The sequence below is a fragment of the Pseudorhizobium xiangyangii genome, assembly GCF_020531965.1.
GTDB lineage: Bacteria > Pseudomonadota > Alphaproteobacteria > Rhizobiales > Rhizobiaceae > Neorhizobium > Neorhizobium xiangyangii.
In genome coordinates, this window is sequence record NZ_JAJAWH010000025.1 from 56,188 (window position 1) to 71,612 (window position 15,425).

At 57.8% G+C, this 15,425-nt stretch carries 15 protein-coding genes; 9 read left to right on the forward strand and 6 right to left on the reverse strand.

Translation table 11 applies throughout. The features are described 5' to 3' along the window. The first annotated feature begins 182 nt into the window (after positions 1 to 182). Together LH464_RS19630 and LH464_RS19635 are read left to right on the forward strand one after the other, a co-directional pair. Positions 183 to 704, forward strand: coding sequence for a GNAT family N-acetyltransferase (locus LH464_RS19630; RefSeq protein WP_226788103.1), 522 nt, complete (start codon positions 183 to 185; stop codon positions 702 to 704). A 245-nt stretch (positions 705 to 949) separates the two neighbouring features. Beyond that, on the forward strand, positions 950 to 2,074 hold the full coding sequence (locus LH464_RS19635; RefSeq protein WP_226788104.1) for a glycosyltransferase family 2 protein: 1,125 nt from the start codon (positions 950 to 952) through the stop codon (positions 2,072 to 2,074). A gap of 70 nt (positions 2,075 to 2,144) precedes the next feature. On the opposite strand, the gene LH464_RS19640 is transcribed toward LH464_RS19635, so the two are convergent. From LH464_RS19640 to LH464_RS19650, 3 genes are all read right to left on the reverse strand, one after another. Next, on the reverse strand, positions 2,145 to 3,275 hold the full coding sequence (locus tag LH464_RS19640; protein ID WP_226788105.1) for a hypothetical protein: 1,131 nt from the start codon (positions 3,273 to 3,275) through the stop codon (positions 2,145 to 2,147). A gap of 53 nt (positions 3,276 to 3,328) precedes the next feature. After that, positions 3,329 to 4,903: an O-antigen ligase family protein gene (locus tag LH464_RS19645; protein ID WP_226788106.1), complete on the reverse strand. Its 1,575-nt coding sequence runs from the start codon at positions 4,901 to 4,903 to the stop codon at positions 3,329 to 3,331. Between the two features lie 105 nt (positions 4,904 to 5,008). After that, positions 5,009 to 6,166: a hypothetical protein gene (locus LH464_RS19650; protein ID WP_226788107.1), complete on the reverse strand. Its 1,158-nt coding sequence runs from the start codon at positions 6,164 to 6,166 to the stop codon at positions 5,009 to 5,011. 296 nt (positions 6,167 to 6,462) lie between these two features. Between LH464_RS19650 and LH464_RS19655 the strand changes: the two genes are divergently transcribed. The 7 genes from LH464_RS19655 (at position 6,463) to ubiV (ending at position 13,176) form a co-directional block, all read left to right on the forward strand. Continuing rightward, positions 6,463 to 8,040 carry a glycosyltransferase family 39 protein gene (locus tag LH464_RS19655; RefSeq protein WP_226788108.1) on the forward strand — a complete coding sequence of 526 codons (1,578 nt, stop codon included), beginning with the start codon at positions 6,463 to 6,465 and terminating at the stop codon, positions 8,038 to 8,040. Between the two features lie 113 nt (positions 8,041 to 8,153). Further along, positions 8,154 to 9,662, forward strand: a complete 1,509-nt coding sequence (locus LH464_RS19660; protein ID WP_226788109.1) for a UbiD family decarboxylase — start codon at positions 8,154 to 8,156, stop codon at positions 9,660 to 9,662. Next, a complete protein-coding gene (locus tag LH464_RS19665) occupies positions 9,659 to 10,279 on the forward strand; it encodes a UbiX family flavin prenyltransferase (protein ID WP_226788110.1) in 621 nt (206 codons plus the stop codon). The genes LH464_RS19660 and LH464_RS19665 overlap by 4 nt, the downstream gene beginning before the upstream one ends. Before the next feature lie 25 nt (positions 10,280 to 10,304). Then, the gene (locus tag LH464_RS19670) at positions 10,305 to 10,574 is read left to right on the forward strand and encodes a DUF6522 family protein (protein ID WP_226788111.1); all 270 of its coding nucleotides are present in this window, start codon (positions 10,305 to 10,307) and stop codon (positions 10,572 to 10,574) included. A 182-nt stretch (positions 10,575 to 10,756) separates the two neighbouring features. Further along, entirely contained in the window at positions 10,757 to 11,266 is a 510-nt protein-coding gene (ubiT, locus tag LH464_RS19675; protein WP_226788112.1) for a ubiquinone anaerobic biosynthesis accessory factor UbiT, read from the forward strand. Beyond that, on the forward strand, positions 11,257 to 12,234 hold the full coding sequence (ubiU, locus tag LH464_RS19680) for a ubiquinone anaerobic biosynthesis protein UbiU (RefSeq protein WP_226788113.1): 978 nt from the start codon (positions 11,257 to 11,259) through the stop codon (positions 12,232 to 12,234). Before ubiT ends, ubiU begins: the two co-directional genes overlap by 10 nt. Before the next feature lie 3 nt (positions 12,235 to 12,237). Further along, complete coding sequence (gene ubiV, locus LH464_RS19685) at positions 12,238 to 13,176, forward strand: ubiquinone anaerobic biosynthesis protein UbiV (protein ID WP_226788114.1); 939 nt, start codon at positions 12,238 to 12,240, stop codon at positions 13,174 to 13,176. A 66-nt stretch (positions 13,177 to 13,242) separates the two neighbouring features. Here ubiV and LH464_RS19690 read toward each other — a convergent pair whose 3' ends face one another. The 3 genes from LH464_RS19690 to LH464_RS19700 all read right to left on the reverse strand — a co-directional run. Further along, positions 13,243 to 13,950 carry a NapC/NirT family cytochrome c gene (locus tag LH464_RS19690; protein ID WP_226788115.1) on the reverse strand — a complete coding sequence of 236 codons (708 nt, stop codon included), beginning with the start codon at positions 13,948 to 13,950 and terminating at the stop codon, positions 13,243 to 13,245. Positions 13,951 to 13,952: 2 nt separating this feature from the next. Then, positions 13,953 to 14,447: a nitrate reductase cytochrome c-type subunit gene (locus tag LH464_RS19695; RefSeq protein ID WP_226788116.1), complete on the reverse strand. Its 495-nt coding sequence runs from the start codon at positions 14,445 to 14,447 to the stop codon at positions 13,953 to 13,955. Then, the coding region (locus LH464_RS19700; protein ID WP_226788117.1) for a molybdopterin dinucleotide binding domain-containing protein at positions 14,417 to 15,425 on the reverse strand (1,009 nt) is incomplete at its 5' end. The genes LH464_RS19695 and LH464_RS19700, both read right to left, overlap by 31 nt.

The following is a 15,425-nucleotide window of genomic DNA, read 5'->3' on the forward strand; positions in this document are numbered from 1 at the left end:
CAATGGGATGAGACCTACCACCTTCGGCGGAACTCGATCTCGTGGCGCGGGTTGTCTCGTCGAGAAGTCCACTCAGAGGCTTGTTTAGTCGTCATATCCACTTGGTAGCGACGGCTACTTGAGGCAGTTCTCTCTGGACAAGTCCCGGTCATTAAACTCACAAAATACGAGCGGAGAACGCGATGCTGCCGACTTTCGAAACAGAGCGCCTGCTTCTTCGCCCCCGCACCATGGGCGATTTTGACGCCTGCTTGGCCATGGATTGCGATCTCGAGGTCACCAAGTTCATCCTGGGCCCGTGGCTTAATTCCGCTGAACACGAAAGCTTCTTGAAGCAGCGTATCCAACACCCATACGGGAGGGGCCTCGGTTACTGGTCTATTTTCCCAAAACATAATTCTGATGAATTCATGGGATGGGTACTGCTGACACCCGAAGATGTGACCGCCCCTGAGATCGAGATCGGCTGGCGCCTGAACCGCAAGGCCTGGGGCAAAGGTTATGCAACGGAAGCAGCGCTTCCGATCTTGAACCATGCTTTTAAAACCGTAGGAATCAATCGCGTTATCGCTGACATCGATCCTCATAACAGCGCGTCTATTCGGGTAGCCGAGAAGATAGGCATGCGGCCTTTGCAGGCAGGCCGGATGGTTATCACAGCACCTGGTAGAGAAAAGGATCTGCCGATCCTGATGGCAACATAACCTCTCGCCCGGAACGGGGAGTTCACAGGTGGCACAAATGCGCCGCCTCGATCTTCAGTCAGCGCGTGGGGACCGTTCGCAATGGATACATCCGTGCGTTTCTTCTGCTGACCGTGTCCGCAATTTCAGAGATGTCGCCGCGCTTGCCTAACCCAATGGCGGTAGGATTGAATCCTTTGGCCAGCTTCCTCAGTGCCTGCCTGTTACCCGATATTGCTGCTGTAACCTAACTACGGGCAATATCAGTGTCGATTGATGTCAAAGCGTCCGGCGTATCATCCGAGCTGGAAGGTACTGCCCCGGCCATGGGGCCCCTTTCATGGGCCCTTGTGATCGCCACGTATTCCAGGACGGATGTCCTTGCCCAGTGCCTTCGATTTGCCCTCGTGCAATCGCGTCCTCCCGATGAGGTAATTATCGTCGATGCATCCGCGGATTTTGAAGTTGCCAAGGCCGCTATCGCGACGGTAGCCGGGGATTATCCCCGCATCCGTCTGATCCATCAAGCCGCGAAGCGCCGTTCGATCCCCGCGCAACGCAATCAAGGCGTCGCTCTTGCCACTGCGGACATCGTCTTCCTTATCGACGACGACGCGTTTCTTTACGGGCATTCCGCGGCAGAAATCATGCGTATTTATGATGCGGACAGCGCGCTTCAAGTCGCCGGCATCATGGCTTGCCCGACAAGCCGGCCTCCCGGCGAAGACGAGGCGGATACCTTGGTCGATGAAGAGCTGAAGCAACAGACACCTACTATTGCCGCCCGGCTCTCGGCGTGGGCTCGGAAAGCCGCAGGAATAGAAAAAACTTACTTCCTCCCTTACAGCGCGAGCCTCAGGGCGGTTGAACTTTCGCCGCAGGTCGCATCGCTGTCTACGGCGAGACTGGATGTCATGGTCGGCTTTGCCATGACCTTTCGTCGCACAGTCGTCGAAGTCGTAGGGTTTTGCCCGTTCCTCGATGCCTATGCCGCCGGTGAGGATCAAGATTTCAGTCATCGAGCCCAAAACCATGGCGTGCTTCTCTTGGCTGCCAATGCTCCGATTTATCATCTCGGCAGCGCCGGTGGCCGTCTTCCTCTCTGGCTCACAATCGCGCTTGCCGACCTCAATCCAGCAGCAATGCAGGTTTACTATGGAAACGACCAGAAACGGCTGGAGCGTGAATGGCGCCGCATTCTCTGGAAACGCCTGCTGCTGAGGCTCGTCAAGGATGTTCGAGCCGCGACATTCGACTTTCCCCGCACCCGCGGAACGCTGATGGCCTTCAGGCACCTCCACACGATTTACGGAATGTCACCCGAGGCTGTTCCCCAGCTCTACCCGATCCTTCAGCGGCAATTGTTGGATCGAGCGCTCCCAGCCTCATAGGGCGATCACTGTAACGTCGCATCCGTCGGCGGGCCTACCTTGATAAGCGAAGTGGTAAGGAAATAGAGCGCTACGAGGACCGTGGGTCAATGTGAAAGCTGCGCCTGAAATGCCAGGCGAACCGCACCAGTCTGACCACCTCCTTTGTCAAGGCAGGGAAGTCATTCCAGCTCAGGTTTGCGTTTGTGTAGCGTATGTAGTGGCCGATGAAGGCGAAACGTGCACGTGCTTGGCAAGCTTGCCGTCCGTCCAGTTGAGCTTGATCAAAATGCGTGGCGAATTCACCCGCGATGGTTCTAACCAGATCGGCATCGGGGCCATCGACAGACGTCGGCATCGGAAGGTTTTCCGCTTTAGCGCCAACAATCCACGTCGTGCTGATGACAGAAAGATAGTAGTTCCCAAGCGCGCTGAGGTGGACATCATCGTCAAAAATGGACGCGATCCATCGGCCTTCATCCGCCTCGGGACCCGCACCATGCGTGGGTTTCGGCAATGATTGCAGACGATCGATCAGAAAAGCCAAAGCCAGGGAAGCGGGCAGTATGTGAATCCGGTCGGTCCGACCGTCATTCGCAAGCCGCTCGTTCAGATGTTCAATGATGCACGCCCAAACCGGAAACGCCCGACGCTCATAGTCTATCCAACTCCGGGGGTCCTTGCGGTCTGACAAGCTAAGCCAGGGTGTGAAGAAATAGGTCTGTCCTGTGGGCGCGGCCGCGATGAACCGATTATGCAGGTCAATTAGCGACGCACTGGTCTCATGCCACATCAACGAATCCAGCAAGGCGTGCATCTCGGTCACGATCAGAATATCGTACGGCTTTGAACTGCCGTGGAAGGAGTGCCCCATCACCAGGCGATCCTTTATCGAGGATCCGCTGGCCTGCTGCATGCTCCAGTCCATTGTCCGCCCCGTGCTTGATGTCATCTCGCTGAGGAAAACGGGGAACGGCACCGCCGTCAGACTATGTCCGGAAATAAAGGCCGAAACGTCCGATGCCGTTATCGGCGGAGGCGGCCCAAGCGGCTTATTGGTGTCCATCCGCATTTCTGCAGCATAAGAGTCCGCGAATAGCAGGGAAGCTGCCGTCAGAGCGGTGCAGGCGAAGCCACCAAACAGGCGCCACGCGCGAATTCGGCTGCTGAACGAGCCATCGTCCGCCGCCGCGACCAGACCTTGTATGTTCGCCTTCTTCAACCAATGACCCTTCCTGACACTTTGCTCGATGACTTCGCCACATACGTGTGCCGCTAGATCCCGCGCCCCAGGACACGCATGGCAGCAACCGCTGGAGGACTGATCGGATCAGGCGTCTCACTTCGCGTTTCAGAATGTCGTTGTATGGTGGTTGCGACCGGCGCATTGAAACTGCGGGCTCGTGCCATACCGATCGCGGCTACACTCAATCCACTCATGGCCCAGTAGATGTGCGGTATGATTGACACACTGCTTGTCGTCGCGATCGTGAAGAGTATCCCGAGCATCAATCCCAAAACGGTGTGATAACGCACGGGTGCTCGCCTGTCGGTCAAGGTCAGATAGGCGAGGTTTGCAAGGATGGCCCCAAAGAACGCAACGAAGAGAGTAAGGCTCACCAAGCCGTATTCCAGAGCGATCTGGATGTAGCTATTGACGATATCGATGATGCCCTGGCCCTGGATCATGATCTGCAATTCGGGAGCGCTCAGAAAATCCTGCGAGCCGAACAGTGGGTTGTGTCCGATCACGAGAAGCGCATTGTCCAGCAACTCGGATCGGTAAGCTTCACTGCCTTCGTCGGCATGCCCCACGAATGGGAGAAGGTTGATGAAACGATCAATCATCGCCACGGGCCCTATTTGCTGCATCACAGCAGCGATTGGGACGGCAAGCAGGCAAAGCTTGATTAGAGTCTTTGGGTTGGCCAAAATGACGACCACGACGCAAAGGGCGAATCCGAGCCACGGCCCTCTGGAAAGGCTCGCGAAAAGCCCGCCCACCAACATAGCCATAGCTATCCACCACCAAAGAACACCGGTCTTGGCAGATCGGACGGCTATCAATGCGCTGGCGCCAACCATGCACAAGAAGCCGAATGCGATGGGTTCGACAGCAGTGGCAGCCGCGCGTAGCGACCCGTCGCGAAAAACGTAAGGGCTGATCAGCGTGAGATCCCATCGCAGGACAACGACGTAGTAGACTCGCCAGTCCCGGAGATACTCAAAAACTCCAACAAGCGCCAAGGGCATGGCCGCAACAACAAATGCGACCAGACATCGATTCAGCGCATCACCCGAGCGAATGGAGCGGCTGAAGACAAAATAGGACAGCAGGATATCGATCACATAACTCGGAACAACTCTGAAGACGGAATTGAAATCACCGTGGCGTAACGCCAAGAGGCAAAGCATCAGGCAGAAACCGATGACGGGAACGTCAATGCCACGTATTCTTCTCATTTCCGGCTGAGACCAGAGCTTGATGGCGATAGGCAAGAGGATCACAAGCGCCAGAACACGGGGAAGGTTCAGGTCAATCAGCCGGTTGAAAAGGCCTGGAACCCCCACACCCGCTGAAACGCAAGGCGCCGCAAACATCAGGATGATGTACAGATGCAGCGGCTGATCCGCCCTCTTTCGTACGAAGAATATGACGAACGTCAGCAGGGCTACAAAGATCAGGAAATTCGTCGTGAGAAACGCAAGACACGTCGCGACGATCCACGTATTTCTCCAGAGCGCAAATTCCCTGGCACCGACAAGCGGGATCGCCAGCCGACCCGCCACAAAGAATGCCGGCATTGCCAAAATCAGGATGTAGAGCAGTGCCCTGATATGTTCAGGCATTCAGCGCACCACCCATCGCCAAGCGTCGCATCGAGCCATAAATCCGTCCTACACAGTACTTCGATCTCTGATCCCATGGACAAAAGGCACGCGCCCCACATCACATCACGGTGGAGCGGGAAGCGCGGTCCACTGCGCATCCGGCCAGATAAACGGATTGCCGCCCGGCTCGGGCTTGGTCTGCGAAAAGTATCCCTTGCACCGGCCGATCTCGTCAAAGGACTGGGTAAAGCTCCAGTAGCTCTTGCACACGGAATCGACGATGATACGACGGCATTCCGCCATTTCTGGTCGCCCATTCTCGCGAAAGCGTTCCACGACCTCCCAGGCCAGAGTTTGCAGCTCTGCCGCCAACTCTGCGGGCACGGAACCGGGTACCGCTGCGCCCTCCGGGGACTGGCCGTAGATCGACGCATACTGAATCGCCGCCAGGAAATAGATCCCCGGATCCGTCAGGTGAACGTCATCGCGGAAGATCCCATCCAATATTTCCTTTTGGCTTCCCGTCAGGTTTGCGACTTTGCCTGAGAGAGCCTGCTGAACGAGAATGGCAAGTGCCGAGCCTGCCGGTACAACCGACAGGTTGGCTGGACGCTTCTCTGCTTCCAAAGAGAGGTTCACCCTTTCGGCGACGCATTCCCATATACGCGAGATGCCGCTTTCGCGACTTACGAAGCTCTGCGGATCATCCCTGTCTATTCCCAGCCAAGTGTGAACGTAGAGGGTCCTGCCTGACGGATTGGCATCGATCAGCCTGTCGTGGAAGTGCCGGAGATACCCCACGGAATTTTCCCAGATGATCGAACCGAGAAGACCGTGGTTCTCCGCCACAACGAGGGTATCATAGGGGTGATCTGTCCCAGCGCTGCGGCCAACACGTAGTTCTTCGATAACGTCGAGCCCCTCGCCATCACGGTTCTTTCCATAATGGTAGCCCTTCCATCCGGTCGAACCCTCCCCTCGTGTGCGAAGCCTCACTGGCGAGCCCAGGATCATCTGCTGTTCCCAGCTGATCTTCTTGCCAAGACTTTCCGCGATCAGCTCGACCCAGTCGGGCAACGGATTGTCTATGAGACTGTGGCCAGAATAAAAGACCTGCGCCGAGTCTCGCGAGACGCCCGCTTCGACACCTTGCGAATGCACGATAGTGGGAAATGCCAGTAGCGCGGCGAGCATCGCCGATCGGAAAGCGGTCCGGGATCGAAGCCGTTTCGACCGGTGCTGCGCCGGCGTTATGATCATCTCGCCAAGGGGAAGGGTCATCATCTCTCCAAGTTTTAGTCAGCGCGGTCGCAAGACCTGCCCATCACAGGAAGATACAAGTCGAACAGCGATGCTTCAGCCTGTCCGAAAGGCGTAGAGCATAGTGTGAAATGGTCTCACCCATCCTGACGCAAGCGACCGCAGGACCGATTCACCCCCTAAAGGAGGAATCGGCAGAAGCCGAAGCGCCGGCCTAAGATCAACGAAACGCGGGGACGTATCGGAGCGAGCAGTAGAGCCGCCCGACCACAGGCGAGGTTGCATCGGTTGGTTGCCGTTTCGGAGCGCGGGAAAGCATGGACATCGATACAAGCCGGCGACGACCTCTGGTTGTCTTCCTGACCCTCTTGATCCTTGCTGGCGTCACGCTGAGGATCGTCAATGTTCTCATGGAACCCTCTCTATGGGCCGATGAGATTTTCTCGGTCTCTCTTGCGGAGAGCCCGCTAGTGGATGTCGTCCTTGCAACCCTGAGGTTTGATACACATCCACCCCTCTACTATCTTCAGCTGCATGGCTGGGCAGCCGTCGCAGATAGTGATCGCTGGTTCATCATGAATTCGACCTTGCAGAGCATTGCTGCCATCGCTGTGCTTTTCATGTCCTGCCGCAAATTTTTCGGCTTCGGACCGGCGATCTGGGCAGCCGCGATTTTCGCGCTGATGCCGCTGCAGCTATTCTTCGCAGAGAATGTACGCATGTACCCTATGGTTATGATCCTGGCGATCGGCCTATGGTATGTTCTCCAGAGGATCGAGCAGGACGGCCGTGCATCGACGCGACACCTGTGGGCCGTCCTTGGTCTGGGTCTCGCCCTGACCTTCACGCATGGGCTTGGCTTTTTCGTCGCATTCTTCCTGTTTTTAAGCACGGCGTTACGGCTGATGTATCTCGCTCACCGGCGCGAGATGTTCCGCCTGATCGCAGCCTATGCACTCGTCGCACTTGGCGCTCTCTATCCCCTGGCCATCGGGATGATCCGGCAAACTGAGGGCATCGCGGCCTGGGATCTGCCCACGATCGGGATTCATCTAACCCTGACGCTTCTCGGGATGGAGTTCCCATGGCCCACGGTGGCAGGCTTCCTCATCTTGCCGCTCATTCTCCTGCTACCCATGACGCAGCCACGCGCGCGGTGGACGGCAGGAATGCTGGTCTTGTTGCCGCTTTGCGTGCTGATATGGATCTCGATGCTGTTCAAACCGGTGTTCATCTACCGGACGCTCGGTCTTTTTCATCCCTTTGCAGCCATCGCTTTGGGCATTTATGCCGATGCGGTCTTTCGGGCCAGAATGCCGATACAACAGACGACGGCAGTGGCGGTCCTGATGCTTATGTTCATAGCGAGCGTCAACTATACCGCGAGGTTCGAAAAGGAGGGATACAGCGAGCTTGTTGGCACTTGGGAAGAACGATCAGCAACAGACTCGATCATGCTGACCAACAGTCCCTCGGAATTCTGGGCAATCCTTCGATATCTGGACAATGGAACGGGGCGATCAAGCGCCCTTGCCGTCCAACCTCCGGTTCGTCACCAGATGCTTGCCCTCAAAGAAAAACTCGAGGCTGCAGGCGTGGGCGGCCTGAACCTGTTTGGGAGGAGCGACCATGCAGCTGTGGGAATGCGCAAGGTCTATCCTTATCTGCCGGAGGAAATTGTTGCCTCCGAGCCAAGTTTTTGGGTTCTCAATCCGCCTGCTCGAGACTGCACGTTGCCCGACGTTCAAGGACATGGCCTTCGCAAAACGGACGAGTTTTCGTCGAAAGGACAGCACCTGATCCGATGCCAGAGGCATGCCATTTCTGCCGGTAGTCCTTTACCAAAGGAGTCCAGATACCGGCTGACGTCGTCGTCAAGTGTCGCGAATTTTTGAGCCCGATCGAGCAGTCTTGTCTTTAGGGAGATAAACCGCGGCGTGATCCGATTAGCCGTCGTTCTTGCGCGGCCGCAAAGACTGCATACGTCTTTTCCAGTAGAGACGGCGACATGAACACGCATCAGCCAGTCCCTCCCCGGCATACCGATCTCAGAGCTTTCCTGGCGTTCCTCGAACAAAGGGGGCATCTGAAGCGCATTTGCGAACCGGTTTCGCTAGTCCATGAAATCACGGAAATCCACCGCAGGGTTCTAGTCGAGAATGGTCCGGCGCTACTTTTTGAGAAACCGGTCGATGCAGCCGGAAATGTTTCCTCGATGCCTGTCCTCGTCAATCTATTCGGATCCCGCGAACGGATCGAATGGGGTTTAGGCGTCGGCGCTGGCGCGCTGCCCAAACTCGGCGCATTTCTTGGGGAGTTGCAGGAGCCGAGGCCACCCACCTCCATGCGTAACGCCTGGTCAAAGCTTCCCCATCTACGGGCCGCTCTGTCTCTCAGGCCGCGCCAGGTATCTCAAGCACCTTGCCAGGAGGTTATCTGGGAGGGTCCGGACGTGGACCTCGATCGGCTGCCGATACAGACATGTTGGCCGGACGAGCCAGCCCCTCTCGTCACGTGGCCGCTAGTCATAACTTGCGCTCCCGATGATCCTTCCGACATCAATGTGGGCATCTATCGCATGCAGAAGCTTGGCGGCAACCGGCTGATCGTACGATGGCTGGCCCATCGCGGCGGCGCCCGACACCACAGAATGTGGAAGGCTCAAGGGAGAGACATGCCCGTCGCCGTAGTCATCGGCGCAGATCCCGCAACAATTCTCGCCGCAGTCATGCCGCTGCCCGACCACATGAGCGAGCTGTCTTTTGCTGGTGTCCTGCAAGGCCGCCGTCAGTCCGTCGTTTCAGGCGTAAATGTTCCTCTTCCCGTGCCGGCATCAGCAGAGATCGTGCTCGAAGGTTACGTCTCATCAGTGGAGACCGCCGATGAGGGTCCCTACGGCGACCACACCGGCTATTATAACTCGGTCGAGGCTTTTCCCGTCCTGACGCTATCGACTATCACCATGCGGCGCGAACCGGTGTATCTCTCCACGTTCACCGGTCGCCCCCCAGACGAACCATCCCGTATCGGCGAAGCAATGAACGAGCTGTTCGTACCGCTGATCACGCAACGTTTCCCTGAGATCAAGGACCTTTGGCTTCCGCCCGAGGCATGCTCCTACCGCACGATGGTCGTCTCCATCGACAAGCGCTACCCTGGACAGGCTAGGCGAATAATGATGGGCCTGTGGTCGGTCTTACCACAGTTCACCTATACGAAGCTGATCATTGTCGTTGATCCGGATATAAACGTCCGGAACTGGGGCGATGTCATGTGGGCCTTGGCCACCCGGTTCGACGCAAGCCGGGACATCCTGCAGGTGGATTCCACGCCGATCGACTATCTGGACTTCGCATCCCCGAAGAGCGGCCTCGGCGGGAAGATGGGCCTCGATGCGACCACAAAGCTGGGCACGGAGACGGACCGGGAATGGGGACGGATACTGGCCATGTCGCCTGATGTGGTCAGTCGCGTGGATTCGCTCTGGCCGACCCTTGGACTTGGGCGAACCCCATGACCGTGCATGAGAGGGTCATCGTCGGCATATCCGGCGCTTCCGGAGCGTCCATTGGTGTACGAATCGTGGAACGGCTCGCCGATCTCCAATCGGTAGAAATCCATCTGGTCGTCTCCGACGCAGCCAAACGCACCCTGGTTCATGAGGTGGGGGCGGAGGCGTTTTCGCATATCCGATCCCTGAGCCATAGAGTATATCCCTCTGGGGACATCGGTGCGGCGATCGCCAGTGGTTCTTTCCATGTACGAGGGATGATCATAGCTCCCTGTTCCATGCATATGCTTTCCGCTGTCGCCTGTGGTCACGCCGACACGCTGGTAGCGCGTGCGGCCGACGTGCAGCTCAAGGAACGGCGGCGACTGGTGCTGCTTGCGCGGGAAACGCCGCTGCACCTCGGCCATTTGCGAAACATGTGCGCAGTCACGGAGATGGGGGCAATCGTGATGCCTCCGACACCAGCCTTCTACCACAAGCCGCAGACTGTCGAGCAAATCATAGATGACCTGGCCTGTCGGGCGATAGATCTGCTTGCATTGCCGGACGGTCCCATTGCACGATCCTGGGAAGGGGAACCTCCATCAGGTGGCCCAAATCGCAACTACATAGCAGCAAACTGACGCAGACGAGAGACGGGGGACTGGAATGCAGATCAGCCGCGACGCAAACGGTGATTTTGTCCTGGCATCACCCGAACTTGCGGCCCGCTTCGGCCTCTCCGATGAAGAGCTGAGAGACCGACTGAGAGCCAAACTCGTCCACAGCACTGTGGAACGCGGCGAAGGTGAAGACGCGCAATCCCACAGGCTAAGCGTTCGCCTTGGAAACCGGATGTGGCGCGCAATCCTCGACAGCAACAACGAGGTAGTCGAGGAAGAGCTGACCTTCGTTCGTTCGTCGCTCTCCCGACGGTGATCCCAACCCGCACCCCCTGTGAAAGCCGATGCCCAGCTGAAGGCTGAAGCTCTCAACGCCATGAATCCACCAAAACTTTTCCGCTCACCATTTCGATGAAGTCGGCGGCCGTTTGTTCTAGCGCAAACGGGGCTTGGTCTGCGGGCGTTAACATTCGCGCGATTCCATCAGGACATGCCAACATGAAACTCGCAGCAACCCTAGCCGTCCCAATCAGTATTTTACCGCTAGGTGTGCTCGAGCAAACCTCCCGCATGCTGTTCAATCGGTTGCTCAAGCAACATCCAGGCTTGTTTGAACGCTTGGGGGAGCACAGGACCAAGAGCTTCGCTTTCATTCCCAATGAGTTACCCATCGTTTTCATTGTCCGGCCGTCGGATAACTCCATCCTGACAAGACGCAAGGGTCAGATTTCCCATCCCGTCGATGCGTCCGTCGAAGGGCCTTTGTTCATGCTGCTTGCGCTGCTGGAGGGCCGCAGTGATGCTGACGCCCTGTTCTTTTCGCGGGACCTCAACGTGACGGGTGACATGGAGGCCGTACTGGCAATGCGCAACGCACTCGATGACTTCGCAATCGACCTGCCACGCGACCTGGCTCCGCTCGCCGGCCCGTTTGCACCTTTATTCCTTCGTTTCGGCGAACGTTTCCGGCGCCACGCGCTCGCCAAGGAGGGCCAAGAATGGAACTAATCTGCCCAGCCGGGACCCCGGCAGCATTCCGCGAGGCGGTCGATGCCGGTGCTGATGCGGTCTACTGTGGCTTTCGCGACGAGACGAATGCCCGGAACTTCCCCGGATTGAACTTCTCCCGAGAGGAGTTGCGCGAAGCCGTTGGCTATGCGCGCAGCCGCGGCACCCAGACATTCGTCGCCCTCAACACCTTCATGCGTGCCGGCGACGAGGAGATCTGGTACCGCGCTGCCGCAGATGCCGTGGCGCTTGGCGTCGATGCGCTCATCCTGGCCGATTTCGGCCTCATGGCGCATGTCGCAGAGATCTATCCTGCACAACGCCTGCACGTGTCGGTACAGGCCTCCGCGTCAAACGTGGACGCGATCAATTTCCTCGTGGAGGCCTTCAACGCCAAGCGCGTTGTTTTACCCCGCACACTCACCATAGCCGATATTGCCCGTATCGCGCCGAAGATCCGCTGCGAGATAGAAGTCTTCGTCTTCGGGGGGCTGTGCGTCATGGCAGAGGGACGCTGTTCGCTTTCATCCTACGCCACCGGACTATCGCCAAACATGAACGGCGTGTGTTCTCCGGCAAGCCATGTGCACTATCGCAAGGAGGCGGACGCGCTCGTATCAGAGCTTGGCGACTACACGATCAACCGCTTTTCGTCGGGTGAGGCAGCGGGATATCCCACTCTATGCAAGGGTCGGTTCGATGTCGGCGACACACGAGGCTATGCTTTCGAAGACCCCGTCTCACTCGACGTGATGGGCGAACTCGACGCACTCACAGCCGCAGGTGTCTGCGCGTTGAAGATAGAAGGCCGTCAGCGAGGCAAGGCTTACGTCTCCGAAGTCGTCAAGACCTTGAAGGAAGCTCTGTCGGCCAACCCGCAACGACGGGCCGCTTTGCTCTCTCGCTTGAAAGGTCTCAGTGAAGGGCAAAAGACGACGTCGGGTGCCTATAACAAGCGCTGGAGATAAACCATGCCTAATACCCACTCGCCTTCTCTGACCATGGGCCCCGTGTACTACCTGTGGGACGGACCAAAGTGGCGCGATTTCCACTTTCGCGTTGCCGATGAGGCAGCTTTTGACCGCGTGGTGATCGGCGAAACTGTCTGTTCCAAGCGACAACACTTTATCGAGCCACATCTGGCAGAAGTGGTGGAGCGATTGGAAGCAGCCGGAAAGACCGTCATCCTGTCCACGATGGCTCTTGTCACTCTGGAGCGCGAGAGCCGCCAGATCCGGGATCTGATTGAGGGCAGCGATCATCTGATAGAGGCCAACGATCTGTCCGCACTGGGCCTGTTGAATGGCAAGCCGCACGCGGTTGGACCGCTCGTGAACGTTTACAACGCTCCCACGGCCCGGCTACTGCATAGCCGGGGTGCTGGGCGTATTTGCCTGCCCCCGGAATTGCCCTTCGCCTCAGTTCGTCGAATTGCCGCCGATGGCCCGGATGTCGCATTCGAGGTCTTCGCGTTCGGACGCATCCCTCTGGCAATTTCGGCTCGATGTGCGCACGCCAGATCAAAAGGAAAGATCAAGGACAACTGCCTTTTCGTGTGCGGCGAAGAGCCCGACGGTCTGCCTGTACGGACACTTGACGGCCAATCGTTTCTGGTGCTGAACGGTGTGCAGACAGTTTCTCACACCTGCCAGACGCTGCTTGGCGAGCTTGCCGATCTCACCGCCTGCGGCATCACATCATTCCGTCTGTCACCGCAGGACTGTGACATGGTGGCAATTGCCGCGCTCTACCGGTCCGTTCTCGATGGTGCCCTGGCGCCTGACGAGGCTATAGAGCGGCTTCGTCACATCTACCCTGCGGCTCCGCTATCCAATGGCTTCCATCATGCCAAGGTCGGTGCGGCGTGGGTAACCCGGGCACGCGATACAGCCAATTCTGCAGCGCTGTGAGTAGCCTGGCTTTAGGCTACCCCTTGGCGGAAGAACGCGCCCGGTCCGATCGGACGGTTGGCACCATTACTGGTTGGTGCTGACCAATCCCACATGGGCGCGGTCCATTGCCCGTCTGAGTTCGTCCACTGCGGACGCGCTGGGCAGAACATCCCCTTCCAGCTCATCAGGCATCTGCCAGCCCGGCTCGACGCCCTGCATGTTGGGGAGTTCGTGAGCAATACCCTTGTGACAGTCTATGCAGGTTGCCCGGCCGCTCAGAAGATATCGTGTGTGGATATCTGCCGCTCGCTGCGTCTGCTTTGAAAGATCCATGGCGACCGAAGAATGACAATTACGGCATTCCAGGCTGTCATTGGCCTTCAGACGTGACCATTCGTGCTGCGCAAGCCGCAGCCGTTCATCCAAAAACTTCTGGCGCGTATTGATCGTACCGAAGATCTTGCCCCAGACCTCCTTCGAGGCCTGCATCTTGCGGGCAATCTTGTCAGTCCATTCGTGTGGCACGTGACAATCCGGGCAGGATGCCCGCACGCCGGAGCGGTTCGAGAAGTGCACCGTCCGTGTCAGTTCTTCGTAGACGTTTGCCTGCATTTCATGACAGCTGACGCAAAAGGCTTCGGTGTTGGTAACTTCGAGCGCTGTATTGAATGCCCCCCAGAAGATGACCCCCCCGACGAAACCGCCGAGCGTGAGAAACGCAAGGCTCAATGTGGCTGCCGGGGTGCTGAGAACTTTCCAGATCCACGCCCCAAGTCTTTTTAGTTTGCCCATGCTTAGTGCTCCTGCTCCCCGAGATGCTTGACGCCCATCTCGCTCATGTCGCGGAAGCGGTTTGGAACAAGAGGACCGACCTGTGCCTGCGGCACATGGCAGGCCGTACAGAAATAGCGGCGTGGCGACACGTCCGCCAGCATCTGCCCTTCTCGCGTCATGTAGTGCGTCACGCTGATCATGGGCGCGCCGGAGCCTTCGGTAAATTCGCGCTTATGGCAGGAAAGGCAGCGGTTCGAGTTGACCGAGAGCTGATAGCCTTCGATCGAATGTGGAATGACGGGCGGCTGATCCGGATAGGCGCGCATCTTGCGGATGTCATCGACAGTCCATTTCGGCAACGGCTTTGCCGGCAACGTCTCCATCTGGCCCGGACTGCCCGAAAGCTGCGGAACCGTTTGCGCCACCACTATGGTCGCCATGAACAGAGCGGCGAAGGCTGCCACCAATCGGATCGGGCCACGGATCAGACGACGGGAACGATTTTGACTGCGCATTTCTTGAAATCCGTCTGTTTGGAAATGGGATCGGTGGCGTCGAGCGTGACCTTGTTGATCAACTGGCTCGCATCGAACCACGGGACGAAGATAACGCCGGTCGGCATTCGGTTACGGCCGCGTGTTTCGACGCGCGAGCGGATTTCGCCGCGCCTTGAGATGATGCGCACCTCGGCGCCCTGGTTAATGCCTCGCTTGCGGGCGTCATCCGCATTCATAAAGCAGCAGGCACCGGGGAAGGCCTTGAAAAGCTCCGGCACGCGCATGGTCATCGAGCCGGAATGCCAGTGCTCCAGAACGCGACCGGTCACGAGCCAAACGTCAAATTCCTCGTCCGGAGATTCCGCCGGCGGCTCGTAGGGGACCGCGAGGATCACCGCCTTGCCGTCCTTGCGGCCATAGAATTTCACACCCTCCCCGGGCTTGACGTAGGGATCATAGCCCTCGCGATACCGCCATTTGGTTTCCTCGCCATCGACCACCGGCCAGCGCAAGCCACGGACCTCATGATAGAGGTCATAGGGCGCGAGGTCGTGTCCATGACCGCGTCCGAACTCGGCATATTCTTCGAACATGCCTTTCTGGATGTAGAAACCGAATGCGTCCGCCTCCCGGTTGGCATAGTCCTTGCTAATCTCTTCAAGCGGAAACTGGTCGACCTTGCCGTTTTTGAACAGGACATCGAATAGTGTCTTGCCTCGATATTCCGGATGGCTGTCCAGCGTTTCAGCTGGCCAGACTTCATCCGTCGTGAAGCGCTTGGAAAACTCCACCATCTGCCAAAGGTCCGATTGCGCCTCGCCTGGAGCATCGACCAATTGATGCCAGACATGGGTCCGGCGCTCGGCATTGCCGTAGGCACCTTCCTTTTCGACCCACATGGCCGCCGGTAGAATCAGGTCGGCCGACATTGCCGTGATCGTGGGATAGGCATCCGACACAACGATAAAGTTCTCAGGGTTGCGATAGCCCTGATAG

Coding starts and splice junctions, on each gene's coding strand:
- LH464_RS19655 (WP_226788108.1), top strand. CDS start 6,463: ATGGACATCGATACAAGCCGGCGACGACCTCTGGTTGTCTTCCTGACC.
- LH464_RS19650 (WP_226788107.1), bottom strand. CDS start 6,166: ATGACCCTTCCCCTTGGCGAGATGATCATAACGCCGGCGCAGCACCGG.
- ubiV (WP_226788114.1), top strand. CDS start 12,238: ATGCCTAATACCCACTCGCCTTCTCTGACCATGGGCCCCGTGTACTAC.
- LH464_RS19670 (WP_226788111.1), top strand. CDS start 10,305: ATGCAGATCAGCCGCGACGCAAACGGTGATTTTGTCCTGGCATCACCC.
- LH464_RS19645 (WP_226788106.1), bottom strand. CDS start 4,903: ATGCCTGAACATATCAGGGCACTGCTCTACATCCTGATTTTGGCAATG.
- LH464_RS19690 (WP_226788115.1), bottom strand. CDS start 13,950: ATGGGCAAACTAAAAAGACTTGGGGCGTGGATCTGGAAAGTTCTCAGC.
- LH464_RS19665 (WP_226788110.1), top strand. CDS start 9,659: ATGACCGTGCATGAGAGGGTCATCGTCGGCATATCCGGCGCTTCCGGA.
- ubiT (WP_226788112.1), top strand. CDS start 10,757: ATGAAACTCGCAGCAACCCTAGCCGTCCCAATCAGTATTTTACCGCTA.
- ubiU (WP_226788113.1), top strand. CDS start 11,257: ATGGAACTAATCTGCCCAGCCGGGACCCCGGCAGCATTCCGCGAGGCG.
- LH464_RS19630 (WP_226788103.1), top strand. CDS start 183: ATGCTGCCGACTTTCGAAACAGAGCGCCTGCTTCTTCGCCCCCGCACC.
- LH464_RS19660 (WP_226788109.1), top strand. CDS start 8,154: ATGAACACGCATCAGCCAGTCCCTCCCCGGCATACCGATCTCAGAGCT.
- LH464_RS19695 (WP_226788116.1), bottom strand. CDS start 14,447: ATGCGCAGTCAAAATCGTTCCCGTCGTCTGATCCGTGGCCCGATCCGA.